General features: G+C 50.9%; 20 protein-coding genes and 1 tRNA gene. 10 read left to right on the top strand and 11 right to left on the bottom strand.

Features of this window, described 5'->3' with window-relative positions; translation table 11 throughout:
- The coding region (locus B5D58_RS11015; protein WP_143779558.1) for a helix-turn-helix domain-containing protein at positions 1 to 203 on the bottom strand (203 nt) is incomplete at its 3' end.
- Between the two features lie 409 nt (positions 204 to 612).
- On the opposite strand from B5D58_RS11015, the gene B5D58_RS11010 reads away from it, so the two are divergent.
- Positions 613 to 3258, top strand: a complete 2646-nt coding sequence (locus B5D58_RS11010) for an MMPL family transporter (RefSeq protein ID WP_011112311.1) — start codon at positions 613 to 615, stop codon at positions 3256 to 3258.
- A 36-nt stretch (positions 3259 to 3294) separates the two neighbouring features.
- Here the strand turns inward: B5D58_RS11010 and B5D58_RS11005 are convergent, their stop codons facing one another.
- The 3 genes from B5D58_RS11005 to B5D58_RS10995 form a co-directional block, all read right to left on the bottom strand.
- A complete protein-coding gene (locus tag B5D58_RS11005; protein ID WP_011112310.1) occupies positions 3295 to 3945 on the bottom strand; it encodes a DedA family protein in 651 nt (216 codons plus the stop codon).
- A gap of 145 nt (positions 3946 to 4090) precedes the next feature.
- A tRNA-Lys gene (locus tag B5D58_RS11000) sits at positions 4091 to 4166 on the bottom strand.
- A gap of 56 nt (positions 4167 to 4222) precedes the next feature.
- Positions 4223 to 7675, bottom strand: coding sequence for an O-antigen ligase family protein (locus B5D58_RS10995; protein ID WP_011112309.1), 3453 nt, complete (start codon positions 7673 to 7675; stop codon positions 4223 to 4225).
- 252 nt (positions 7676 to 7927) lie between these two features.
- On the opposite strand from B5D58_RS10995, the gene hemJ reads away from it, so the two are divergent.
- Complete coding sequence (hemJ, locus tag B5D58_RS10990) at positions 7928 to 8341, top strand: protoporphyrinogen oxidase HemJ (protein ID WP_011112308.1); 414 nt, start codon at positions 7928 to 7930, stop codon at positions 8339 to 8341.
- Positions 8342 to 8363: 22 nt separating this feature from the next.
- Here the strand turns inward: hemJ and def are convergent, their stop codons facing one another.
- The 3 genes from def to ligA form a co-directional block, all read right to left on the bottom strand.
- Positions 8364 to 8894, bottom strand: a complete 531-nt coding sequence (def, locus tag B5D58_RS10985) for a peptide deformylase (RefSeq protein ID WP_011112307.1) — start codon at positions 8892 to 8894, stop codon at positions 8364 to 8366.
- Positions 8887 to 9633 carry an S-methyl-5'-thioinosine phosphorylase gene (locus B5D58_RS10980; RefSeq protein ID WP_011112306.1) on the bottom strand — a complete coding sequence of 249 codons (747 nt, stop codon included), beginning with the start codon at positions 9631 to 9633 and terminating at the stop codon, positions 8887 to 8889. The genes def and B5D58_RS10980 overlap by 8 nt, the downstream gene beginning before the upstream one ends.
- A 153-nt stretch (positions 9634 to 9786) precedes the next feature.
- On the bottom strand, positions 9787 to 11832 hold the full coding sequence (gene ligA, locus B5D58_RS10975; protein WP_011112305.1) for an NAD-dependent DNA ligase LigA: 2046 nt from the start codon (positions 11830 to 11832) through the stop codon (positions 9787 to 9789).
- Positions 11833 to 11989: 157 nt separating this feature from the next.
- Here ligA and B5D58_RS10970 point away from each other — a divergent pair, with 157 nt between their 5' ends.
- The 7 genes from B5D58_RS10970 to B5D58_RS14195 all read left to right on the top strand — a co-directional run bounded on the left by B5D58_RS10970 (position 11990) and on the right by B5D58_RS14195 (position 19918).
- Positions 11990 to 12640 (top strand): Spy/CpxP family protein refolding chaperone, encoded by a 651-nt coding sequence (locus tag B5D58_RS10970; RefSeq protein WP_011112304.1) that lies wholly within the window; start codon positions 11990 to 11992, stop codon positions 12638 to 12640.
- A 311-nt stretch (positions 12641 to 12951) separates the two neighbouring features.
- Positions 12952 to 13473, top strand: coding sequence for a GspH/FimT family pseudopilin (locus tag B5D58_RS10960; protein ID WP_143023762.1), 522 nt, complete (start codon positions 12952 to 12954; stop codon positions 13471 to 13473).
- Positions 13467 to 13934 (top strand): type IV pilus modification protein PilV, encoded by a 468-nt coding sequence (gene pilV / locus B5D58_RS10955; protein WP_011112302.1) that lies wholly within the window; start codon positions 13467 to 13469, stop codon positions 13932 to 13934. The genes B5D58_RS10960 and pilV overlap by 7 nt, the downstream gene beginning before the upstream one ends.
- 14 nt (positions 13935 to 13948) lie before the next feature.
- Positions 13949 to 14977, top strand: a complete 1029-nt coding sequence (locus B5D58_RS10950) for a PilW family protein (RefSeq protein ID WP_011112301.1) — start codon at positions 13949 to 13951, stop codon at positions 14975 to 14977.
- 24 nt (positions 14978 to 15001) lie between these two features.
- A complete protein-coding gene (locus B5D58_RS10945) occupies positions 15002 to 16036 on the top strand; it encodes a pilus assembly PilX family protein (protein ID WP_011112300.1) in 1035 nt (344 codons plus the stop codon).
- 13 nt (positions 16037 to 16049) lie between these two features.
- Positions 16050 to 19481 carry a pilus assembly protein gene (locus B5D58_RS10940; RefSeq protein ID WP_011112299.1) on the top strand — a complete coding sequence of 1144 codons (3432 nt, stop codon included), beginning with the start codon at positions 16050 to 16052 and terminating at the stop codon, positions 19479 to 19481.
- Positions 19482 to 19498: 17 nt separating this feature from the next.
- Positions 19499 to 19918 (top strand): type IV pilin protein, encoded by a 420-nt coding sequence (locus tag B5D58_RS14195; protein ID WP_011112298.1) that lies wholly within the window; start codon positions 19499 to 19501, stop codon positions 19916 to 19918.
- Positions 19919 to 19993: 75 nt separating this feature from the next.
- Here B5D58_RS14195 and ppx read toward each other — a convergent pair whose 3' ends face one another.
- The 3 genes from ppx to rpiA form a co-directional block, all read right to left on the bottom strand.
- On the bottom strand, positions 19994 to 21529 hold the full coding sequence (ppx, locus tag B5D58_RS10930) for an exopolyphosphatase (RefSeq protein ID WP_011112297.1): 1536 nt from the start codon (positions 21527 to 21529) through the stop codon (positions 19994 to 19996).
- 24 nt (positions 21530 to 21553) lie between these two features.
- Positions 21554 to 22261, bottom strand: a complete 708-nt coding sequence (gene phoU / locus B5D58_RS10925) for a phosphate signaling complex protein PhoU (RefSeq protein WP_011112296.1) — start codon at positions 22259 to 22261, stop codon at positions 21554 to 21556.
- Positions 22262 to 22405: 144 nt separating this feature from the next.
- Positions 22406 to 23065: a ribose-5-phosphate isomerase RpiA gene (rpiA, locus tag B5D58_RS10920; protein WP_011112295.1), complete on the bottom strand. Its 660-nt coding sequence runs from the start codon at positions 23063 to 23065 to the stop codon at positions 22406 to 22408.
- A 217-nt stretch (positions 23066 to 23282) separates the two neighbouring features.
- On the opposite strand from rpiA, the gene mutL reads away from it, so the two are divergent.
- Positions 23283 to 25097 (top strand): DNA mismatch repair endonuclease MutL, encoded by a 1815-nt coding sequence (gene mutL, locus B5D58_RS10915; protein ID WP_011112294.1) that lies wholly within the window; start codon positions 23283 to 23285, stop codon positions 25095 to 25097.
- Between the two features lie 174 nt (positions 25098 to 25271).
- Here the strand turns inward: mutL and B5D58_RS10910 are convergent.
- Positions 25272 to 25529 (bottom strand): response regulator transcription factor (locus tag B5D58_RS10910; protein ID WP_143779579.1); only part of this gene is annotated, 258 nt, incomplete at its 5' end.

Here is a 25529-nt window from a genome sequence, read left to right as displayed (position 1 = left end):
ACACGGTTCTTGATATTGGGCTTACGTCGGTTTGCATCTATCAGAGCTTCAACACCTCCTGTTTCCACAGCTGCCTGATAGCGATAGAAAGTATCGCGAGAAAAACCCATCACCTTACAGGCACGGGATACATTGCCAAGCTCAGCTGCCAGATTAAGCAAGCCAATCTTGTGTTTAATGATTTTATGATGAACACTGCTCATGGGATTACTCCTTTACGCTTTCGCGTTTGGTTGATAAAGATTCGCACCTCTATCAAACCGGGTAATCCCACCTCTTGGCAAGACCTGCTGTCAGATCAAATCTGAACTACTACAATTCACGATTAGTTTTCCGGAGCTGATCAGCCTTTAAAAATGCGGGGAATTCTGGATTTTTTCCGGATTCCCTGCACTGATGCCACTGTCAGTGCATAGCGAGATTGAACACCTGATTCATTCTGCATCTCCCGAGTATTCTCGCGCCAACTATTCTCTATCTGTATTGCCTGCACGTGTTCTGTGCAGCAGTCATCAGAGATCTGACGGTATTTTCACCCCAACTGCTCTAAAATACTGTCCGTAATGAGAAATCTGAAATGCAATATACGATCTGGAGCCAGAGCAGGGAACAATGAAATTTTCACATAACTGTACTTACAATCTTTTCGCGTTTTGTACCAGCTTCAGTTACCGCTATGCTCCCTGGGTTCTGCTGATTGCATTGCTTTTTACCGTGGCAAGTGCGGTTTATACCGCACGCAATTTGGGCATGAATACCGATACTACGGATATGCTTTCCGAGCATTTGCCGTTTCGTATCAACAGCGTAAAGTACGACAAAGCATTTCCGCAGGATTCAGGCATTCTGCTGCTGGTGCTGAGTGCACCGACTCCTGAACAGGCCTATTCCACTGCAAGCCGTCTGGTGGTATCCCTAAAAAAAGACAGTAAAAACTTTTCTGATGTTTATGCGCCCGGTACGGATGATTTTTTTGGGCGTAACGGACTGCTCTACGAGGATATTCCACAGCTCAATCACATTGCAGATCATCTGGCTGAGGCACAGCCACTGATTGCACAGATCAGCCGTGATCCGACACTGTATTCCTTTATTGGACTGCTCACGCAGGCGGTTGATGAATTGAATAAAGGCCAGTACCTGGAACTGGGGCCGGTTTTCAACGGTGTGAGTGAAACGATGGATGCACGGCTCGCCGGGAAATCACGACCGTTGTCGTGGCAAACATTGTTTCGTGGTGAGCCTGCAAAAACCAGCTATCAGGAAATAATCATCGTCAAACCCAGGCCGGATTATTCGGAGTTGCTTCCGGGTAAGCAACCCATACTGGCAGTGCGTACGGCAGCAGAACAGATCGGTTTGACAGATGATGGTCCGATCCAACTGCGTATTACCGGAGACGTAGCACTGGCGGATGACGAGCTCAAGAGCTCGCTGGATGGTATGGAAGTCGCCGGGGTAGTCACATTCATCATGGTGGGTGCGGTACTTTACTCAGCCATGCATACGGTGGGCATGACTCTTGCCGTGCTGATCTGCCTGGGAGTGGGCCTGATTCTGACAGCCGCTTTTGCAACGGTTGCAATTGGCCAGCTGAACGTGATATCCATCGCTTTTGCGGTGTTATATATCGGCCTGGGTGCGGACTTTGCCATCCATTTCCTGCTTCGCTTCCGGGAAATGCTGGAGAATGGGCTATCCGCGAACGACGCGATATACAAGGCTGGGGGTGAGGCCGGTGTTGCCCTGACTGCCTGCACCGTTGCAAATGCGCTTGGTTTCTACGCATTCATACCAACCAGTTACAGCGGAGTGGCAGAACTGGGCATCATTTCCGGCACAGGCATGCTGATCAGCCTGATCGTCACCTTCATCATCGGGCCTGCACTATTGCGGTATTTGTCAGGGAGATCAGCCGTTGAACCCAACGGTAGAAAAACGTTGGGCAAGGCGCTCGAATTTTCACTCAAGTGGCGGAAACTGACGCATATCTCGGTTGGTTTGTTACTGTTGCTTGCCATCGTACTGTGGCCACAGATCAGATTTGATTACAATCTGCTCAATATGCAGGATCCAAAAGGAGAGGCCGTGCAAACTTTTCGTGAGTTGCTGGCATCACCCGATCATTCACCGTGGTATGCAGTTGTGCTGACTGAGGATCGCAAGGAGATTCAGCAGCTGCAGAACAATTTGATCAAGCTGCCCGAGGTAAGCAAGGTGGTTTCGATTCTGGATCTCGTGCCATCAGAGCAGGAAGCGAAACTGGCAGTCATCGAAGAAATGTCGCTGATCATGGGCCCCGGGTTATCCGTTACCAGATCAGCGACACATGAACATACCATACCCCAACAGATACAGGCGCTTACTACTCTGAATACGGCGTTGGATCGATACCTGGTCCAGCACCCTGATTCGGCCGTATCGGCTTCTGCACGGGGGCTCAGAGATTCAGTCAGATCATTACTCGACCGATTGGATAAAGCAGATGCGGGTGAAAGGCAGAAATTGTTGCGTTCATTAGAGGAAGATCTGCTTTCCACGCTATCGGTCGCACTTCAGCGTTTATACAATCTGATCGAGGCGGTGCCTTTCAGCGAACAGGAATTGCCGGAATCGATCGCCGGCCGCTGGCACAGCCATACAGGAGAGTATCGTATTGCCGTGTATCCGTCGGAAGATATCGGTGATAACGGATTACTGCGCCATTTCGTCAGATCGGTACAGCAGGTGGCTCCCCAGGCGACGGGAATGCCGGTGATCAGCCTGGAAGCAGGTGATGCCGTAATCGATGCTTTTTTTCAGGCATTTTCACTGGCACTGGTGGGGGTGGTGGTTGCGCTGCTGATTATGCTGCGCAGCATAAAATATACTGTACTGGTATTGATCCCGTTGTTGTTATCCAGCATATTTACCGGGGTTTTTACCGTTCTGCTGGATATACCGTTCAATTTTGCCAATATCATCGCATTACCGCTCTTGCTGGGCCTGGGTATCGACAGCAGTTTGCACATGGTCCACCGCAGTATGGATAACAGGGTCGAGAATGAAATCCTGATCCATACCAGCACGGCACGGGCTATTTTCTACAGTGCCCTGACCGCTCTGGTTGATTTTGCCAGCCTCATGTTCTCATCGCACAAAGGTACTGCCAGCATGGGGGCGCTGCTTACGGTCGGACTGGCGTTTACCCTGATCTGTACACTCATCATTTTGCCCTCCCTGCTGAGAAATCCTAATCGGCAGCGGGTAGTGGCGTAAGATTTATGTCAATCTGATATGTCCGAATAAAGCAGATCAACTCACGCCTGGCCTGTTTTTCCCGAAACGGTGTCTGAGATATTCGATGAGCGGAGGAGTGATCGATAAAATGATGATTGCAAGAATGACGAGTTTGAAATTTTTTTGTATCAGCGGCAGTTGCCCGAAATAAAATCCGGCATAAACGAATATGCCGACCCACAGAACAGCGCCGATGACGTTATAGGCAATGAATTTGCGATAAGGCATCGTCCCAATACCTGCGACAAACGGGGCAAAAGTACGGATGATGGGGATGAAGCGGGCGATGATGATAGTTTTACCGCCATATTTGAGGTAAAAAGCGTGAGTCTTATCCAGATGTTCCTGTTTCAGGAAACGGAATTTTCCTGAAGTAAAAATGGTTATTCCGAATTTCTTACCCACCCAGTAATTGACGCTGTCTCCCAGAATACCCGCCAGCGTCAGTCCGACGAACAGGAAATGAGGGTCGAGCTGCGATCCCTGCAAGGATGCCAGTGAGCCTGCAGCAAACAGCAAGGAATCTCCAGGCAGAAAAGGAAATACGACCAGCCCGGTTTCGCAGAATACGATTAGAAAAAGAATGCCATTCACCCATACACCGTATTCCGAGACGAGTTCCTGCAGATGGCTATCAATATGAATAATGAAATCAACAAGAAACATGAGTGGAGGAAAAGTGGTTCTCTCTGCTGACGGGTTCGATCGCGTCACAACCAGTGTGAAGTATGGTCCGGATCTGATCCAAACGCCTTAAAAATCTAAGAAATAAAAAAGGCACTTGATCAGTATATGACCAAGTGCCTGTATCTGGTAGGCCGTGCGCGATTCGAACGCGCGACCAACGGATTAAAAGTCCGCTGCTCTACCGGCTGAGCTAACGACCCGAAGGCGGCAATTATACCAACACATCTCTCGTTGGGGAACACTTTATCAAGATTTGTCATGCAGTATTTCGGGTACGGTTGCCAGAAAGAAGAGGTAGCGGGTGTGTATCGGAGATCGACCCGGTAATCATCAGCAGGTAAAACAAAAAAGCAAGCCGGGGTTCATCGATCAGACTATCGACAATGCCAATGGCGAGGAACGCTCCCAATGATATGCATAAAACCAGGTGGAGTACGTCATTGTGCCATGTACGTATCAACCCGCGTGTCAGCAGGTAGCCTGTCAATACGATAAAGCAGGCGAGGCCAAACCAGCCCTGTTCGAAGAAGATGTGTAAAAAAAGATTTTTGATATGCCAGGGAAGATGGCTGTCGGTAGAAAAAAACCAGTGCGACATTCCATCGGAGAAATCGCCGTTGAGAACCAGATCATTACCTTCTGCATCCTTCAGAGAAATGTTATCGACGTCGACAGTAGTGTCGGGCTGTCCGTTATACAGAGAAAGTTTTGCCGGGCGTCTGACCCGGCTGTTCTCCGTATTGAATTCACTGGTAGAAATTGCAGCTTCGTAATAGCCCCATTTTCCGGGCGGTACTTTATCGAGTCTCAATGAGAGCCAGAAGCATCTGAATGAATACAGCAGGGCCTTTTCGCAAACAGGTGCTGTGATTGCGGCATTGGGCGCCTGACTGCGCAGATTCATCGTAAGCATATAACGCTGTCCGGGCTCAACGGCTACGGGTTGTTCAAAATATAACGTTTCCCCGCTGCCCAGCTGCAAATAGGTATTTTTGTCTTCTGTGGCAAATGTATAGGTTGAAGGTCGTGCGGGTACGCTCGAGTACCAGAAGAAGGCGTAAGGAAACGAGCCTGAGCCCATTCCGAAAACAGGGCTGCCTCGCACCAGTGCGATATCGATTGAATCCTGCCAGTGATCTGCACGTGTTACGACATCTTTCTCGACTGTCGCAAAACGTGACTGACTGTACGGGCCGCTGAGTATCGGCCAGGCGATTGTTCCTGCCAGCACTGTAATCAGGATTGTAATACTGATGCTGGAGAAAATACGTGTTCGTCTGCGTAGAACAAAACCTGAAAAACCGGTTGCCAGCAATACTGTTACCAGTCCGAACGCAATCTGACCCCCGCGGGAGAAAGTCACCATGACGCAGTAGGCACCCAGACAATATAATCCGATAGTTAGTAATGTTATTAATGTATTGCGTTGCTGCCAGGCCCAGAGCACTGTAAATGGCGCGGCCAGCACTAAAAATCCCTCGATATATGCTCCACCGGTATGCATACCGTGGAAAGAACCCGTAATGCGGTAATCAGTTTCGAAATTGAACAGACCCGGGAAAGTTATCCTTTCCCAAAGCACATACAGAATTTCTGCAGCAAACCCCAGTGACATTCCAAGTGCCAGTCGTCGTGCGGCTGTTTCAGGTGCATTCCACTCACGTGTCAGTAAAGGAATGAAGAGTAATGCGAATAAAATGCCCTTTACCGAACGCAGTCCGTTATAGGAACTGTAGTAGCTTGTAAACGCATTCTGATCGAGCGGACTTAGAGGGAATAAGGCAATTCCGAGGCTGATGGCTGTCGAAATGACAAACAGCGCCAGTGCCAGAGCTGCCGGACGGCGCAGGATGGGTTGTGTATAAGGATGGAAACATAAACGGAGATAGCCGATACCTGCTGTAGCCAGTAACAAAGTGTCATACTCTGTCCAGTACAGTCGGCCGCTCCATGGTGTCAGATCCAGCAGAGGCAGGAATGCAAGTACCCAGACCAGCCATAAATCGGGTCGCCACCAAAGCAGCGCAGAGTAAATGATGAGGGGAAACGAGACCCATAGCGCACCCAGCGGGCTTGTGATGGCAGCAATTCCTGCAAGAAGAAGTGCAATCGTTCCTGCGATGGCCGGCCAACCCGGGCGACGAGAGGGGGGAGGCTGTTGTTCTGACGCACCGGTAAATGCACTGGTTTCTGTTCGAGAAAGTGTCGCAGAGAATGTCGGTGGAGGAGATTGCCGGTTATGTTGGCTGGTTATCTTTTCCGGATCATTGATCTGGTCAGCAGCTTTACCATTACTACCTGATATGACTTTGTGATCGGAGTCAGTTGTTTGAGGGATGTTTAATTTGCCATTGTTTGGGCTGACTTCTGATTTTACTGGAAACAGTAAATTGAGCAGATAGCAGGCCAGTGATGCAGATACTGCTGCTATCAGAACATTGGTTGGATCGGGGTGTGTATCAGGTGAGAAGAGTTTTCCCGCTTCAATTACACAGGACAATATGCCTGCAGTAACGCCTGGATGTGAAATACAGTAGTGTTGCGAGTTGAATGATAGTTTCGTCCGGTGCCAGAGCCAGAAACCGATACCAACAGGTAGATAAGCACCAGCCTGAAGCAACAGACTCATTAGTGCTACCAGCTCCGTTGTAAAGTAGTGGTAGTAAAAAGGAAGGAAGTGTATTTCTTTCAGCCTCTCTATCCCTTCAGTCAGTCCGAGCCAATTACCGGAGAGTCGGTAATTTATAAGGACGAGAACGCCCAGATAGGGTATCAGCCCTAACAGCAGCAGGGGACGTATATACGGGTGCAACCAGTACCAATTCACCCTGGGCGATATCTGTATCAGGGCAGTGCCGAGCATCATACCCGCCATGCGGGAGATGATTGATGCACCCTGACTGATACCGGATACAATCGTCAGTTGCAGACCTTCGATGAGTACACCCAGCATGATTCCAGTCGTCGCGGCTAATATGAGTGATGTCCGCTGTAATGGCTGAAACAGAAATATTGCCAGTGGAGCGACCAGGAGTGCTTCCGGGATCAGTTTCCATGTGCAACTGTTGCCGCAGGAGGGTGCAAATAACCATCCCATTTGTCCGGAAGTCAGTTTCTGCTGCCATTCATCGTATGACAGCAGTAAATCGTAAGGAAAAAAACTCAGTATCAGATAGACCAGTGTATAGGTCAGCAGAGCGGCATGCCGTGCATTTTTGCCGCCATGGAGTATATCCAGTGTAATTTTCTGGAGGCGCATGCCAATCAAGGGCCATAATAAAGCCCCTGACAGAGCTCCGGCGAACTCGGCATAAAGATCGTTCAACGAAACGGTACGCGGGCTGAAGAATTGCTGAGTGAATTCCACAGCTAGTGCAATAACTGTGGAGAACAGCAGTGATAGGACGATACCTGTTGCCAGTACCAGCGGGTCGCGACTCCGCCCGGTGAATAAGCCGCAGGTAAGCAAACCAAGAGGAATGTAGAGCAGTAAATTGGCAACCAGGTCAGCACGGCTGGCTACTCCAAGCTCCAGAAGCGGGATGTGCTGAAAATTTTCCCACGCGGTATCGAATGCCAGTCCATTCCAGGAAAACGGAACCAGGCTGCCATAAATAACGAAGAATAAATAACCTGCAACCAGGTAAACGGGAACGGCCTGGTTACCTGTATCAGGTTGGGAAAAATCGTGAACAGATGGCTTATGCAATTGATCCCCTGCTTATCTGATTACACCTGAAAGAACTGGGTCTGAATGATCCATCTCATCTGACATGCCCAATATCCCAATGTTCTCGGAGGAAGGAATCGGACAAGCAGTCCGCTATAATTGCCGAAATCATAATCACACGCCAGTGAAAATCTTCAAATGGATTAGCAATACCTGCCAGCGGTTCTCAAGGATTGTGTAATTGTGCCGGTTGTTTGAAATTTTTTTGATTACAAGACCCGATATCTCACTATGCTCTGGATAAAATCATTACATATCATTTCCATGGTGACCTGGTTTGCCGGGTTGTTTTATTTGCCCCGGCTGTTTGTCTATCATGCCATGTGTACGGACCAGGCAGGCATAGACCGGTTCAAGGTGATGGAGCGTAAGCTCTATTACGGCATTATGACTCCCGGCGGATTGCTGACAATCATTTTTGGTACATGGTTGTGGCTGGGCTACGGTTTTTCCGGGGGGTGGCTGCATACCAAGCTGGCCCTGGTCGTGTTACTGGTTGCCTACCACCTCTATTGCGGGAAGTTGCTGATCGACTTCAGAAACGACCGCAACCGGCACGGCCATGTGTACTACCGCTGGTTCAATGAATTGCCGGTGCTGGCACTGTTTGCGATCATCATACTGGTTGTGGTCAAACCGTATTAATCGCGCAGGCATGTGTGATGACTCAGTCATCTGCGATTGTCTGGCCCGGGAACAGTGTGTCGGTATAGCCGAATTTGCGTAAATCGTTGATCCGCATGGGATAGAGTATTCCGTTCAGATGATCGCACTCGTGTTGTACCACACGCGCATGAAATCCTGTGACGGTTCTGTCGATGGAAGCGCCGGCTGCGTCCACGCCCTGATAACGCAAGCGGGTATAGCGAGGAACCAGCCCGCGCATTCCCGGAATACTCAAACAACCTTCCCAGTCTTCTTCCATCTGTTCGGTCAGCGGTGTGAGTACGGGGTTGATCAGCACGGTAAACGGTACACTTTCAGCATCCGGATAGCGCGGAGAGTGCTCAACCCCGAATATGACCACTTGCAGGCTTACTCCGATCTGCGGGGCAGCCAGGCCGGCACCGTTGAGTGCAGCCATCGTATCCTGCATATCCTGCAGCAATGCTTCGAGCTCCGGTGTGCCAAACTGATCAACACGGCGTGCAGGTTGCAGCAGGCATGGATCGCCCATTTTCAGTACAGGTTTAATCATCGTAGTTCCTCACCAGGTGTTCCAGTATATTCCGGACGCTTCCCATCGCATTCTCCAGCGCGAGATGGGCAGCCTGCAGCGGAATGGCTTGTATGCTTTCTCCGCGCCCGGCTGCATGATTGGCAACAGCAGCAATGGTCGCATAGGAAATGCCCAGCTCTCTGGCAAGGATAGCTTCCGGCATACCTGTCATCCCTACTAAATCTGCACCATCTCGCTCCAGGCGATTGATTTCGGCAGCAGTCTCGAATCGGGGGCCTTGGGTGGCAGCGTAGACACCGCCATCGATGACTGATTCACCCGCATCCCGGGCTGCCTGCAGCAGGCTTGTCCGCGTCTGCGAACAGTAGGGCTGCGTGAAATCAGTATGGATGATCGTGCCATTGGAACGGCCATGGAAAGTGGCTTCCCGGCTGTGGGTGTAATCGATGATCTGATCAGGAACGACAATTTTTCCGGGCCCCATGTCTTTGCGAATACCGCCAACTGAAGCAACAGCAATGATCGTTTTGATTTTCAGTGTGCTCAAGACCCAGATGTTGGCTCGATAGTTGACTGCATGAGGGGGAATGGTAAGACCGTGGCCATGTCTGGACAGGAAAACGATTTCCCGTGTACCGATCGTGCCAAAAATCAATGCACCGGAAGGTTCGCCGTAAGGTGTTCTCATGACCTGGCGATGTGTGACTTCCAGACCGGCAAGTTTATTCATACTTCTGCCACCGATGATTGCAAGCATATTGATTTTTATATTAGAAATTATTCGTTTACTGCAGAATGCCGTTAGATCCAGTACCTCTGCACCGCTTCATTATATAGAACGGGATAATATGCACGTAATCAGCGTACAGAGGAATTCAGCAGCCACAGGCACCGGTCACTCGCCCTGCCATCATTCACTGGAAGAAGTATCCCGCAGCAGCGACAGCAGCTGATCTTCATCCAGAACCGGGATGCCCAGTTCGATGGCTCTGGCATATTTGCTGCCGGGGTCTGATCCGGCGACGACGTAACTGGTGGCGGATGAAACACTGCCGGTTACCTTGCCGCCCTGTTGTTCGATTCTGTTTTTGGCCTGATCGCGCGTCATGGTCGGTAAAGTTCCGGTCAGAACGAAAGTTTTGCCGGGAACAGCCAGGTTCGTCCGCGATGATGGTTGAGCAATATGGCTGGGTTTCTCCCATTGCAGCCCGCAACTCAGCAGTTGTTCGATTACTTCCCGGTTATGGGCCTCAGAGAAAAAATCTGCGATGCTTTGCGCAACGATCGGGCCGATGTCCGGAATCTGTTGCAACTGTTCGGCATTCATATCCATCAGACGATCGAGATCGCCTGTGTGGCTGGCAAGTGCTTTCGCGGTTGCTTCTCCGACATGGCGGATACCCAGTGCATAGATGAAGCGTGGCAGCGTGGTTTTTTTACTGTCCTCAATGGCTGTAACCAGATTACGGGCAGATTTCCCGGCCATGCGTTCCAGGCCGGCCAGCGTATCGATATCCAGTCTGTACAGATCGGCAGGTGTATGAACCAGCTCGCGATCGATCAACTGATCAACCAGTTTTTCTCCCAACCCGTCGATATCGATGGCGCGGCGGGAAGCAAAATGCAGAATTGCCTGCTTGCGCTGCGCCGGACAATATAACCCCCCGGTGCAACGAGTAACTGCCTCATCTGGCAGACGAACGGCTTTTGATCCGCATACCGGACAATGGTCCGGCATGACGAATGCTTGAGCGTGGGTGGGCCGCCGTTCCACTATCACGGCAACCACTTCCGGAATGACATCGCCCGCCCGCCGTACGATGACGGTATCACCGATCATGATCTGCTTGCGCTGCACTTCGTCCTCGTTATGCAGAGTGGCATTGGTGACCGTTACACCTCCCACGAATACCGGGGCGAGGCGTGCTACCGGAGTCAGGGCACCGGTTCTCCCCACCTGGATTTCGATCGCCAGCAGTTCAGTGCTGACTTCCTGTGCTGGAAATTTATGTGCAATGGCAAAGCGAGGGGCGCGCGAGACATATCCCAGCTTTTCCTGTTGCGCCAGATCGTTGACTTTGTACACCACGCCATCGATTTCATAGGGCAGAGATAAGCGCACAGCATTCATTTCACGGTAATAGGCCAATAGCCCGTTTGCACCCATCACTGTGCTGCTTTGTCGTGCTACCAGAAATTGCTGTGTAGCAAGATAAGCCAGAATTTCGCTGTGTGTCGAAAAAATCGGCTGATCTTCATGGTAAGCACCAATGCCATAGGCAAAAAAAGTCAGTCTGCGCATGGCGGTGATGCGGGAATCGAGCTGGCGCAGCGAACCGGCAGCAGCATTACGCGGATTGACGAAAGTTTTTTCACCGTTCTTTCGCTGTTGTTCATTGAGGCGCTCGAAATCCGTTTTCAGCATGACTACTTCGCCGCGTACCTCGAACTGGCCGGTCGGGAATGGCACTTGCAGTCGCAGGGGGATCGACGGAATCGTGCGTAAATTCAGCGTGATATCTTCTCCGGTATAACCATCTCCCCGGGTGGCACCTTTTGTCAGGATACCGTTCGCGTAAATCAGGCTGATAGCCAGCCCATCGAATTTGGGCTCGACAGCATAATCGACTCTGTCTATGTTCAGCGCTTCGCGGATACGTCGATCAAATGCAGTCACTTCTTCTTCAGAGAAGGCATTGGCCAGCGACAGCATGGGGGTCTGATGGGTGAGCTGTGCAAATACCTTTAACGGTGGAGCGCCTACCCGCTGTGTCGGGGAATCCGGCGTGACCAGGTGCGGATACTGCTGTTCCAGTTGTTGCAGCGTGCGGAAGAGTGCATCGTATTCTGCATCCGGAATGACCGGTGCATCCTGAACATAGTAATGGAAGTCATGTAACGCAATGGCTGCACGCAATGCTTGCAGGCGTTCTTCGATTGTGTTTTCGGATATCATGTCAGAATTATCCCGCAGATAGGGGCAGAACAGAACAATGCCAGTCACAGGATAATGGAAAACGGATTATGCCGAGAAATTTTCCCGGTTTCATAACTTTGTATAAAAACAGGTTGTCCAGCGTGTTTTGCAGGATTTCTACAACAGGAGAAATGACATGAATATCAGATCGACCGGCCTATCCATCCTCATCGGTGCCTTGTTTGCCATTCCCGCTACCACGGCAACAGCCGTTTCCCCAGTCACTGATACATCGATCCGGCAAGGAACAGCCAGTTACCTTATCCTGGCTGATGCGCATCAGCATCAGGGGCATCAGGGTGGCAGTGCAGGCCAGGGACATTCGGGTGGCTCAGGCCATGCCGGGCACGGACAGGGAGGTCAGGGAGAAGGAAAAGGCAGGCACGGGGGAGGGGGTGGTCACTCGGGTCATGGCGGACACGGAAAGGGAGATATGGAGCATCATGGGCATCCACCCAGCTACGCCCACAGTGTTGCCATGCAGGCTGAAGCATTGGGTCTTTCCGATGAGCAGCTCGGAAAAATCGTGCGTTTTCATCTGAAAGAGGACAAGCAGGCGCATGAGCGTATCAAACAAAAAATGATGGAAAGCATGAAAGCATTCCGCAAAGCTGTTGGCGAACCAGCTACCGACGATGAAACGTTGCGTAAACTGGGGCAGGCGCATATCGACAGCTTCAATGAAATGGTCAAGTACCATATCGATGAGCGCAAAGCCGTTCGCAGCATATTGACTCCCGAACAGATCGGGAAATTGAAAGCAGTGAAATCGGATCATGATCACTGAACCTGGAAACTGATTTGACCCGACGCCGGTAGCTGTAAAAATGTACTGCCGGCAGTAATTTTGTATTCTGACTGTAATTTTCTTCTCTTGATGGCCGGTTGAAAGTTCCTGTTTTTTCGGGGTTCTTCAACCGGCCATGTCCATCTTCTGCCTTCGTTTTCTGTTTTGCTCCTGACCGGCCGGTCATTCATAAAAACTAAAGTTCTCGTGGATTACAGCCGTTGGCCCGTAGTACATCCGGGAAAAATAGAGGTGCCAGGCTAGTTTCTGCCATTACCTTTCAAGAACCGGCTTTATTTATGGAAACAGGGATGACTGAAGCTGTCAGCAAAGGTTTCACCATGATCGAACTGATGCTCACCATCAGTATTGCTTCCATTTTGCTTGCCATGGCTGTGCCGAGCTATCAGTCACTGATGAGGGAATCGCGCCTGACCACGCAGGCGAACGAGCTGATGACTTCGCTGCATTATGCCCGCTCCGAAGCGGTGAAACGGGGGATGAGGGTAACGATCTGTAAAAGTTCGGATGGTGCATCCTGTACCAATGGAAGTAGCTGGCAGGATGGCTGGCTGATTTTCAGTGATGCGGGTACGGCAGGCATGGTTGATGGAGGAGACGAAGTGTTGCGGGTTTTTCCGGGATTGAATGGCAGTACATTGGGGGCAGGAGGGAATTTTGCCAACTGGGTTTCTTATCTGCCCAATGGCCGTAGTCAAGGTAATACCGGCCTGCCTAATGACACGTTTCGTCTGTGTAACCAGGCCAGCGGGCGTAATGTCATTGTGAATAATGCTGGCCGGCCAAGTGTGGAGAGGGTATCGCCATGTTGAATATTTATCGGCGTTCTGCATTTATCTATACCCAAGCAGGCGTCAGCATGATCGAGGTACTGGTATCAATCATCATTCTGTCGATCGGATTGCTGGGGATGGCGGGGCTGCAAACTGCCGGATTAAAAAGCAATCATAGCGCCAGCTTCCGTTCAACTGCTTCCATGATGGCGTACAACATACTGGATAGCATGCGTGCCAACCGGGTAGTAGCGGGAGCGGGGGGCTATAACCATTCATTATCAGAAGAAGATGCTTCCGAAACAGAAACAAAGGTGGAAGCAGAAGCAGAGATTCCGGAGGATATAAAAAACTGGCTGAAAGAGCTTGCCTTGCGACTGCCGGAAGGTTTGGGAAGTATCGATGTAGATGCAGACAACAAGGTAACCGTTCTGATCCAGTGGGACGATAGTCGCGGTGCTGCGACAGCTCAGCAGTTTGTCATGACTACCCGGCTGTGAGGGCGATGGAACGTATGCAGATAAATCATAAATCCAGCCAAAATCAGCAGGGGATGACCCTGGTGGAGGTGATGGTTGCTATGACCATTGGACTGGTGCTGCTGGGCGGAGTGGTAACGGTATTGTCTTCCAGTCAGAACACCTACCGTGTCAATGAAGCACTGGCAAGAATGCAGGAAAATGCACGTTACGCCTTTCAGCTTTTATCACGTGATATCCGTATGGCAGGGTATCGGGGATGTATTGGTGATGGCGTTGCAATAACCAATGTGCTCAATGGCAATACTGATTTTTTGTGGAGGTTTGATCAGCCTCTGGAAGGATTTGAGGCAGCAGGTGCAAGTAGCTGGGCACCTGCTCTGCCATCTGAAGTGACTTCTCCGCTGACGGGAGGAAATATGGGGCGGGATATCGTTGTGCTAAGAGGAGTAGAGAGTAACTACGCCAAAGTGATTTCACATGCATCTGAATCTGCTGATTTGGTTGTGGAAGCGGGTAGCGATATTGCAGCTGGAAACACTGTATTAGTCAGTAATTGTCAGGGCGCTGCTATTTTTAAAGCAACGAGCGTCAGTGATGTATCCGGGCAAAAAAACATTGCACACGCAGATAATCCTGGCGGATCGGCCGGATCAAATGCTTCGACAGTACTGGGTAGGTCATTTACAGGTGGAGAAGTGATGCGAATCAGCACCCGATCCTATTACATTCGAGAAAATTCTGCTGGTATTCCTTCGCTGTACTGGAAAAGAGGCAGCCAGCCTGCCGAAGAGCTGGTGGAAGGGATTGAAAATATGCAAATTCAGTATGGCGTAGACACCGATGGGGATAAGACTATAGATATTTATCACAAGGCAGATGAGGTAACGAATTGGGAAAATGTTGTCAGCGTGCGCATCGATCTGCTGGTGCAGTCGGTGGAAGATGGCATCACCAGCCAGTCGCAGACCTATACCTTCAACGGTGCCACTGTGACCCCCACTGATCGACGATTGCGCCAGACATATTCCACCGTAATTGCGCTGCGCAACCGCGCCCCTTGACTATCCTTTTGCAGAACGAGAAATATGGATGCTAATTTTTCAGCAGATTTCAGCAGCAAAGAAGATCAGTTTTTTAAGCCTCAGCGGGCTGCTGCACCGGCTGCCCGCCACGTTTCACTCACGGTTAAAATCCGGTTTCTTCACAATGATCCGGGAAAGTCATTGCAGACCATGCCCGAGCTCGCTGCCCTCGCGCCGCGCACCAAACATCACGAGCTGCGCTGCAGTCCTTTAGCCGCGATCGAGAACAGAGTGCGCCGGCATTTTTGCACTTGGGTATCTCGATTGCTTTCTCCAACACTTCTGGTTCGCCACGATCTAAAGAGTCTCGCGATGACAAGTCAGCTGACAAAGACAAGTAAATTGCTATTGCAGCGTATGCACGCGACTGGCTTTGTAACTCAACAATCCACCATCATCGCGAGCTGTGCAGCAGCGCAGCGATCCGGCACTTTCATCACCCCTTCTACCGGATTACTTCATACCACTGGCATTCGCAACGATGGTTATGTCATCGCCAGACAGCGGGGTGCTGTGTTGGTGACCGGTCTGATCTTTCTGGTCATCCTGATGCTGCTCGGGACGACAGCTATGCAGGGCACGCTGCTGGAAGAAAGAATGGCTGGTAACCTGCGTGATGAAATGCTGGCTTTCCAGGCAGCAGAGGCAGCCTTGCGCTCGGGAGAGCGCTTCCTTGAGCAAGTTACTCTTCCGGAATTCAATGGTAAAAACGGGTTGTATCATCATGCATGTTCTGATGAAGCAGTAGATGAGGATATAGATGAATCTTTTTTGTGTACCACAACGCCGGATCCTGTCGCAGAAATGAAGTGGAATGCTGGTGACAGCAGAGAGATAGATGTTGTTGCTATGGATGGTGTAGCCAGTCAGCCGCGCTATTTTATCGAACAGCTTCCCAGCGTTCCGCTGATGGGGGATGGAGGAAGTGCGCAGCAATCCGGTACATCGCTCAACGCAAATATGTTTCGTATCGTGGCACGAGGAACGGGTGGCACAGAAACAGCTGCCATTTTGTTACAGAGTACTTACCGCCGATAGGAAAGGAATCAATATGAAAACCATTCGTACCGCGATGGGAATCCGGCTGCTCATGGCATTATTCATTCTCGTGCCGATACGCACTGAAGCAGCGCTGTCATTATCCGATGTGCCACTGTTTTTGACGACCGCGGTCGATCCCAACATCATCTTTACACTGGATGATTCCGGTTCGATGCAGTTCGAGATTATGCCGGATGATCTGATTCCGAGTACAAATTCAAACTCAAATACAGGAGATGTGCGTTTTGTTTATCCTGTCAGAGAGGGCACTTATGGTGGAAGTACTTACAGTAACTATGTGGTTGGTTTTGATGCAAATAATGGCTATACGGCTAAATTACGTTCCAGTCATGTCAATACAATTTACTACGATCCGACTGTGCGCTATCTGCCGTGGAGTAAAGCAGACGGGTCATTGATGATTGATGCTAAGATTACTTGTGCACCCCATAATCCATGGCTTATTCCCAATAAAAATGATCCTGCCAAAGACTGCCGTAACTTGACCGTAAACAATTCACAAAGTGCAGGCTGGCTCCAAAGTAACAATACTTTAAAAACGGAATCCCGAACTTTCTACCCGGCTGTCTATTTCCATTACAAGGGGAGCGGAAACATCAATTCAGCCAGTAGTTACGATCAGATCGAGATCAAGCCGGAAAATGCTCCTTTTAATGGGGGAGAGAACCGGACTGATTGTGCTAATTCATCGGCTTGTACCTACGACGAGGAAATCCAGAATTTTGCCAACTGGTATACCTATTACCGCTCTCGTGTCCTGTTAGCACGTGCCGGTGTCGGCCGTGCTTTCGCGGCACAGGGCGGCAATATGCGAATTGGATTTGGAGCGATCAATAAGGGAAGCAGTACAATTGACGGGAAATCGACAGCAACACTTATCACCGGTGTCCGGCAGTTTTCCGGAACAGACCGTACAAATTTTTTCGATCAGCTATATAAACATACTATTCCGCAGCAGGGCACACCACTGCGCAACGCTATAAAAGATGTCGGTGAATATCTCAAACGTTCGGATGACCAGGGGCCGTGGAGTGACACACCAGGACAAACTGGTGGTACTCAACCGGTTTGCCGGCAGAACTACCATATTCTGATGACCGATGGTTATTGGGATGGTACGGACTCTCCCGGGATCGGCAACTCGGATGGTGCGGACGGGAGTGTAATCATCAATCATTTTCCCAATGCAGCCCCTGCAACTTACCAGTACAAGCCGGTGTTGCCTTATTCTGATAACCGCAGTGATACGCTGGCTGATGTGGCGATGCATTACTGGAAGAATGATCTGCGTTCTAATCTAGCCAATAAGGTACCGACCAATGCTAAAGATCCGGCGTTCTGGCAACATATGGTGAATTTCACCGTCGGACTGGGCGTTCAAGGGTCACTGACCAGTCTGCCAGGCAGTCCGGGTGGACCGACAGGCTGGCCGAATCCGACGAGTAGTGATTCTGCAAAGATCGATGATCTTTGGCATGCTGCGGTCAACAGCCGGGGTGAGTTTTTCAGTGCGCAGGATCCGGCCACTTTTGCTGCCGGGCTTACGAATGCGCTGACTAATATCACCGCCAGAGTCAGTTCTGCTGCGGCAGTGACGACTAATACCAGTCGGCTCAATACCGGTGCGCAGATTTATCAGGCGAAATTCAATAGTGCCGACTGGAGCGGACAACTGCTGGCATTCAACCTGGAATCCGATGCATCGCTGGGTGAATTGCAGTGGGAAGCTTCTGAGCAGTTGCCGGCGCATGCCGATCGGTCGATTTTTACGCATAACGGGACGAATGGTCTGGCATTCACTGTCGCTAATTTTTCCTCGCTTTCCACAGCACAGCAGGCGGCGCTGGATAAAAACGACGGGCAGGGGATGGCCCGCATCGGATGGCTGCGGGGCGATAAAAGTGGTGAAATCAGTCAGGGAGGGAGTTTCCGCAACCGTAATAACGGGGTGCTGGGCGATATTGTCAACTCGGATCTGCTGTATATCAAATCGCTGGATTTCAGCTACGATTCCCTGCCGGCTGCAACGCCGGGGCAGGCGTCCTATCATAGTTACAGACAATCGAACAACAGTCGTACCCCGGTGGTTTATACCGGGGCAAATGATGGCATGCTGCATGCGTTTAATGCTGAGACGGGTGTGGAGTTGTTTGCTTACGTTCCGGCAGCCGTTTACTCCGGGCTGAACCGTCTGACTGCTTCCAGCTATACCCACCGTTATTTTGTCGATGGCAATGCTTATGTCGGCGACGCCTACATGGGTGCGACACCTGCCTGGAAAACAGTGTTGCTGGGAACGCTGGGAGGAGGCGGTAAAAGTGTATTTGCGCTGGATATTACTGATCCGGTCAATTTTTCCGAACCGGATGTTCTGTGGGAATTTACCGATGCTGATTTGGGTTATGTGCATGGCCAGGCAAAAATTGCACGGTTGAATGATGGTTCCTGGGCAGCGATCATCGGTAATGGCTATAACGGTAACAGCGATCGGGCTTGGCTGTTCATCGTCGACCTGCAGACGGGAGCGCTGATCAAAAAAATTCCGACCAATGCCAGTACGAGTAACGGTCTTTCTACCCCGGCACTGGTGGATACCAACGGTGACAAGATTATCGATGTTGTTTATGCGGGTGATTTGCGGGGAAATGTGTGGAAGTTTGATCTATCACAATCCGATTCTACCCAATGGGATGTAGCATATAAATCTGGCAGTGCCAGTGTGCCGCTCTTTACTGCCAGAAATGCCAGCAATCAGGCGCAACCGATTACTTCGCCACTGGAAGTGGGTTACCACAAACAGGGGGGGTATATGATTTTCTTTGGTACCGGTCAGTTTGTCGCTGAAAGTGATAAAACCGACAAGAAGGTGCAAAGCCTGTATGGGATCTGGGACAAAGGCAGCCCGATTGCAGAAACAAATCGCAGTGTGCTGCAGCAACAAACCATTACTGCTGAAACAGTCATCCCGCCTTTTGAGCGTACTGTATCCGATCATTCAGTCGACTGGTCGACCAAACGCGGCTGGTATATCGATCTGCTACAGTCACCGGAAGGGACACAGCAGGGTGAGCGTTCAGTCATCATGCCCATGCTGAATTTCGGGCGCATTATTTTCACCACGTTGATTCCTTCCATCGATCCATGTGAAGCAGGCGGGCGCAACTGGCTGATGCTGCTGGACGCTGAAACTGGCGGAATGATGCCCAAACCACAGTTCGATACCAATGGTGACGGCAAGCTGAACAATAATGATCGGGTGATTGCCGCAGTGGGGTCAGACGGAATTCGCAGTGAATCGGTAGCTATCAGTGCCGGCAGTCTGACGCACCTGATTGCAGCTACGACGACCGGGGCAGTTGAGAAGGTAACGATCAGCAACGGTGCTCCGCCGCCACGCCGGTCCTGGAAACAGCTACAGTGAGCAGGAGGTTCAGTTAAATGAGCAGGACTCGGACATATACGGGAAATAGTGGATTTACGCTGATCGAAGTGATGGTGGTCGTGGCGATTGTCGGGATTCTGGCGGCCATTGCCTATCCGTCTTATCAGGAACATGTACGCCGTGCCAATCGAGCTGAGGCCAGGGGTATCCTGCTGGAAATGGCGCAATTACTCGAACGAAATTATACCGAAGCCAACAACTACGAAAATTTTGTGCTGCCAGTTTCGCAGTCACCCAGAACGGGTACTGCAAGATATACTGTCCAGTTTTCTGCAGATACACTTACCCGCAATACCTACACGCTGGAAGCTGTTCCGGAAGGTTCCATGGCAGGGGATGCCTGCGGGACACTGACGCTGACCCAGACGGGTGTCAGGGGTTCAGATGGGGTTGTTGCCGAATGCTGGCAGCGATAGGTCTTAGGGAACCTCTGATCGATCATCACGATTTTGCCTGCAATGCGGCTCATGGAGAGCCTGACCAGAGATTCCTTAGGCCGCGCCGGATTTGGTGCGACGACCATCCACCCGGTTCTCGATACGAAAATCGATATCCACTTTAGCCCACGTCTCGGTTTCATTATTCAGCAGTGTGCCGGTCAGCGGGTTGCGTTCGAGCCACGCTTGCGGGATAAGCAGCGTGCAGCGTTTCCCGTTCATGGAGAGTGTCATGTCCGGGAGATTGATATGCGTGCGGCTGCGGTAAAAAATAGTGGCGATACGCAAGGCGATCGAGCGGGCAAAGTTGACGGGCTGGCTGAGGAAGTCCCGGGTTTTGACAAGTGAACCGTGATGCGAAAGTACCAGCTGGCTCAACTGGGACTGCTCCATTTTGGAAAAACCGGGGATATCGGCATTGTCGAGAATATAAGCGGAGTGCTTGTGGTAACCGGTATGAGCTACTGAAATGCCGATTTCATGTAAACGTGCCGCCCAGGAGAGCAGTTTCAGTGCATCTTCCACTTTTTCCGTATCAGGATGGTCGGCGAGGAGCTGTTTGCCGAGCGTAACCGCGAGTGATTCGATACGGGCCGCTTGTACCGGATCCACCCGGTAGCGCTGCATGAATTCCTGTACAGATATTTCACGTGTGTCTTCCTTGTGGAAGCGCCCCAGCATATCGTAGAGCACGCCTTCGCGTAGTGCGCCGGTGGCAATCGCCATGTGGTCGATATTCAGTTCCGTGAAAACGGCTGACATGATGGCAAATCCGCCCGCGATGATCGCTTTACGGGCAGGATTCAATCCCGTGATTTCCAGCTTTTTGATATCACCGGTTTTGAGCAGGAATTCACGCAATTTTTCCAGTCCTGCAAGCGTGATGACTTCCTCGTTGTTGCCATTGTTATAGCCGTTCAATGTGAGGATATGGGCCAGTGCACGTGCAGTTCCGGAAGAGCCGTAAGCTTTTTGCCAGTGGGATGAGGAAAATTCGGCTGCAATGGCCTGTATTTCAGTGCGTGCTGCCAGCTCAGCCTGTTTCAGTGATCCTTTGGTAATTTTTCCGTCAGGAAAAAAGTGCAGACTGTGATTGATACAGCCTACGGGAAGGCTTTCCAGTTTGTTGGATTTCAGTCGGTTACCAATGATCAGCTCGGTTGATCCCCCACCGATATCGACTACGAGCAGGTGGTTATCAGAGATCGGCAGACTGTGCACGACGCCAAGATAAATCAGCCGTGCTTCTTCATGTCCGGCAATGATCTCGATCGGGAAACCAAGGGCATTTTCGGCTTTACGGAGAAAATCCGCAGCATTCCTGGCGACACGCAGCGAGTTCGTTCCCACCACTCTGACTGCATGATGCGGAAATCCGCGCAAGCGCTGACCGAATCGCTCCAGACAGGCCAGTGCACGATTCTGTGATGCTTCATCCAGAATCTGATCATCGGACAGTCCCGCTGCGAGCTGTACCATTTCCTTCAGACTGTCCAGCAGATAAAGCTGCTTTTCCGCTATTCTGGCAACCTGCAGGTGAAAGCTGTTGGAGCCCAGATCGACCGCTGCCAGCGTAGAGTATTCATGCATAATTTCCGGTTTTCCCCAGACTGTTTACTTGCCTACTTCACGCTCGATTTCATCTGCCGATACATGGCGAACATCTTTGCCCTTGACCATGTAGACCACATACTCCGACATGTTTTTGGCATGATCGCCGATACGCTCGACAGCTTTGGCTGCAAACAGTATCTCGATCGCGGTTGAAATTTTGCGCGGATCTTCCATCATGAACGTGACCAGATGCCGTATGATCGAGCGGAATTCCTCATCCACCTGTTCATCCTGGCGAACGATTTCTGCCGATGCGTTCGGATCCACCCGGGCGAAGGCATCCAGCGCCTTGCGCAACATGTCCATGGCAATGGCCGCAATATGCCGTATTTCGACGAAACGCGGCGTATACATGCGATCCGCTGCGTAAATCAGTTTTGCCATACGGGCGATTTTCGCTGCTTCATCACCGATTCTTTCCAGATCAGTAATAGTGTTGATGACGGTCATAATCATGCGCAGATCGATGGCGGTCGGCTGCCTGCGCACGATAATCTGGGAGCAGAGTTCGTCGATTTTCACTTCCATGGCATTGACGCGATGATCATTGTCGATCACCTGTTCGATCATGTGCTCATTGCCCTCAGTCAGTGCCTCGATCGCATTCTTGATCTGTTCCTCGACCAGCCCGCCCATTTGCAGGACACGGGTGCGGATTTCCTCGAGATCAGCGTCGAATTTTTTTGAGAAATGTTCTTTATTGACCATGTTGTGCATCCTGGAAAGAGATAATCGCGTAATTTTATACGTCAATGATGATGATCTGATGACAGGCAGAGCGCCGTGCCGGGGATGCTGCGATTGACGGGCTGATTACCCTGCCAGAATGAGGTAGAGCAATCAGCCTTGTATCTATACTGTAATGGTCTCCACTCCCTGGTCGGTACCCATCAGCAGCACGTTGGCCGCTCGTCTGGCAAACAGACCGTTCGTCACCACCCCTGCAATCTGGTTGAGGGCAGTTTCCAGTTCAACCGGATTCATGATATTCAGGTTATGGACATCGAGAATGATATTGCCGTTGTCGGTAGTAAATCCCTGACGCCAGGCCGGTTGTCCACCCAGTAATGTGATTTCCCGGGCGACATAGCTGCGTGCCATCGGGATGACTTCTACTGGCAGTGGAAATTTTCCCAGTACCTTGACCAGCTTGCTCTGGTCAGCAATACAGATGAATTTACGTGCAACAGCCGCTACGATTTTTTCACGTGTCAGCGCACCACCGCCTCCTTTGATCATGTGCATATTCCGGGTGATTTCATCTGCACCATCGATATACACCGGGAGTTCGCCGACGGAATTGAGATCCAGAACCTCGATGCCGTGTTGCTTCAGACGGTTTGCAGTAACCTCGGAGCTTGCCACGGCGCCTTCAATCCTGTGTTTGATCTTAGCCAGCTCATCAATAAAAAGATTGGCGGTCGATCCTGTTCCGATGCCGATGATTTCACCTGTCGGCACATACTGCAGGGCTGCTTGTGCCACTGCCCGTTTCTGCTCGTCTTGTGTCATGATGGTCTTAAATATTTTGTTCTTGAAATTCATTATTACTGCAATCGAGCCAAATTTCCGGGATAGTGCTATTTTTTGCGATAACCTGCCGGTATCAGTCAAATACCACACACTCTCCCACCTGCTCAGCCTAAAGCGTACCATAACTTGAAGCCGGTATAATGCTGATTCGGTTAGTTCCTTTGCAGGTTTCCATTACCCCGCTCCCGATTCCCAAATGAGACCAATCAAATTACTTCCCGATGGATTGATCAGTCAGATAGCCGCGGGAGAAGTCATCGAACGTCCGGCTTCAGTATTGAAAGAGTTACTGGAGAATGCCATTGATGCGGGTACGACTGACATATCGGTCAACATCGCCCAGGGTGGGTTGAAACTGATTCGTGTGACCGATAACGGTGGGGGTATATCAGGAGAAGAGCTGCCTCTTGCCCTGACACGCCATGCAACCAGCAAAATTGCCAGTCAGGAGGATTTGTACAGAATCACCAGTCTGGGATTCCGGGGAGAAGGGCTGGCCAGCATTGCATCGGTTTCGAATTTATTGCTCATCAGCCACCAGCCGGGCGGAAAGCATGCCTGGCAGATACGCAGCGAAGGCATACGGGTCATGCAACCGGAACCCTCATCACACGCGGCGGGTACTACAGTTGAAGTCCGGGATCTGTTTTTCAATCTTCCTGCCCGGCGCAAATTTCTCAAAACCGAAGCCACGGAATTTGCCCACTGTGAGGAAATCATCCGCAGGATGGCGCTGTCCCATGCCGGTATTGCCTTCACGTTGCGGCACAACGGAAATCTGCGCGGCCACTGGCAATCGGCAGAAGCTGCTGTTCGCATAAAAACTGTGCTTGGTGAGGAATTTACCCGGTCGGCGGCATGGATCGACGAACGATCAGCTGGCATCGGGCTACAGGGTATGCTGGCGTTGCCGGCGTATTCACGCGCTGCGCGTGACATGCAGTATTTTTTTGTCAACGGGCGCTTCGTGCGCGACAAGCTGATTACCCATGCCCTGCGCGAAGCTTACCGTGATGTACTGCACCTGGATCGTCATGCTGCTTTCGTGCTGTATCTGGACATCGATCCTGAACAGGTGGATGTCAACGTACATCCGACCAAAACCGAGATCCGTTTTCGTGAAGCACGGGCAATACATCAGTTTATCTACCATGGTGTCAGCAAGGCACTGTCCTTACCCCGTTCCGGTACGGAATTATCGCAGTCATCATCACAGCTCATGGCAGATGACATAGTGCCGCCTGCTGAAAAGCGTGTACCTGCCGCGCCGATGCTGAACTACCCCAGACAAACAGGGCTTCCGTCGGAAATGATTGCGCAGCCTTTCAATTTTTATCAGGTTTTATCCGGTAGCGAATCTGATTCCACTGCCACGCAGAACCCATTTCGTCAAACCGGAGCAGGGGAGAGCAATGAGCATCCGGCACTGCCTCCGCTGGGTTTTGCCCTGGGACAGCTTCATGGTGTTTATATTCTGGCGCAGAACTGGAAAGGGCTGGTGATCGTGGATATGCACGCGGCACATGAACGCATCGTCTACGAACAATTGAAGTTGCAGATGGATGAGCAGACGCTGTCCGCACAACGGTTGCTGATTCCGGTGACATTTCACGCGGATAGCCTCGATATTGCCACGGCCGAGGAGAATCAGTCGCTGTTGCAGCAACTGGGTTTCGAAGTGACCGTATTGACGGCCACTACACTGGCCGTGCGTGCGGTGCCAGCTATTCTGCAGGATGCTGATACGGAAAAGCTGGTGTGTAATGTGCTGGATGAAATCAGAAACGGAGATCCCGGCCAGTTACTTGCTGCCCGCCGCAACGAATTACTGGCAACCATGGCTTGCCATGGCGCCGTTCGTGCCAATCGTCCACTGACGCTGATCGAAATGAATGAACTGCTGCGCAAAATGGAAGTAACCGAACGTTCAGATCAGTGCAACCACGGTCGGCCGACGTGGTTTGAAATCAGCCTGGCTGAACTGGACAAAATGTTCATGCGCGGGAAATAGCTGCCTGCCAGATGAAATCAGATCCTGATCCCGATTGCCCAGAGTAGGTGTAGTGCACTGCGGAGATAGATTTTGGGTTGTGCGGCTTGTGAGGATAAGGTTCTGGTGATACAGACGGCAAAGGAATAACCGCTTCATTCAAAAAATAATCAACTGCGGGATACAGAAAAACGGTCAATCGACCAGATGGTGCATGATGGCGTAGCGGATTAGTTCACTGTTGTTGGTAAGCTTGAGTTTTTCCAGCAGCCGGGTACGATAGACGCTGACGGTTTTCGGGCTCAGGCACATTTCCTCTGAAATCTCGGTCAATCCCTTGCCGGCGGCAATCAGACATAACGTCTGGTATTCCCGGTCGGATAAGGAAGTATGCAGTGGCTGATCCGTATCGGTAACCTGAGTTCGGGATAAGAAAAGAGGAAGTGAGCGCCC

This window comes from Nitrosomonas europaea (genome assembly GCF_900167395.1).
GTDB lineage: Bacteria > Pseudomonadota > Gammaproteobacteria > Burkholderiales > Nitrosomonadaceae > Nitrosomonas > Nitrosomonas europaea.
This window is presented reverse-complemented; position numbering and strand designations above follow the sequence as displayed.

Coding starts and splice junctions, on each gene's coding strand:
- def (WP_011112307.1), bottom strand. CDS start 8,894: ATGATTAAACCTGTACTGAAAATGGGCGATCCATGCCTGCTGCAACCT.
- hemJ (WP_011112308.1), top strand. CDS start 7,928: ATGCTCTGGATAAAATCATTACATATCATTTCCATGGTGACCTGGTTT.
- B5D58_RS10945 (WP_011112300.1), top strand. CDS start 15,002: ATGGATGCTAATTTTTCAGCAGATTTCAGCAGCAAAGAAGATCAGTTT.
- ligA (WP_011112305.1), bottom strand. CDS start 11,832: ATGATATCCGAAAACACAATCGAAGAACGCCTGCAAGCATTGCGTGCA.
- B5D58_RS11005 (WP_011112310.1), bottom strand. CDS start 3,945: ATGTTTCTTGTTGATTTCATTATTCATATTGATAGCCATCTGCAGGAA.
- B5D58_RS10940 (WP_011112299.1), top strand. CDS start 16,050: ATGAAAACCATTCGTACCGCGATGGGAATCCGGCTGCTCATGGCATTA.
- ppx (WP_011112297.1), bottom strand. CDS start 21,529: ATGCATGAATACTCTACGCTGGCAGCGGTCGATCTGGGCTCCAACAGC.
- pilV (WP_011112302.1), top strand. CDS start 13,467: ATGTTGAATATTTATCGGCGTTCTGCATTTATCTATACCCAAGCAGGC.
- B5D58_RS10960 (WP_143023762.1), top strand. CDS start 12,952: ATGACTGAAGCTGTCAGCAAAGGTTTCACCATGATCGAACTGATGCTC.
- B5D58_RS10950 (WP_011112301.1), top strand. CDS start 13,949: ATGCAGATAAATCATAAATCCAGCCAAAATCAGCAGGGGATGACCCTG.
- mutL (WP_011112294.1), top strand. CDS start 23,283: ATGAGACCAATCAAATTACTTCCCGATGGATTGATCAGTCAGATAGCC.
- B5D58_RS11010 (WP_011112311.1), top strand. CDS start 613: ATGAAATTTTCACATAACTGTACTTACAATCTTTTCGCGTTTTGTACC.
- phoU (WP_011112296.1), bottom strand. CDS start 22,261: ATGGTCAATAAAGAACATTTCTCAAAAAAATTCGACGCTGATCTCGAG.
- B5D58_RS10980 (WP_011112306.1), bottom strand. CDS start 9,633: ATGCTTGCAATCATCGGTGGCAGAAGTATGAATAAACTTGCCGGTCTG.
- B5D58_RS14195 (WP_011112298.1), top strand. CDS start 19,499: ATGAGCAGGACTCGGACATATACGGGAAATAGTGGATTTACGCTGATC.
- B5D58_RS10970 (WP_011112304.1), top strand. CDS start 11,990: ATGAATATCAGATCGACCGGCCTATCCATCCTCATCGGTGCCTTGTTT.
- rpiA (WP_011112295.1), bottom strand. CDS start 23,065: ATGACACAAGACGAGCAGAAACGGGCAGTGGCACAAGCAGCCCTGCAG.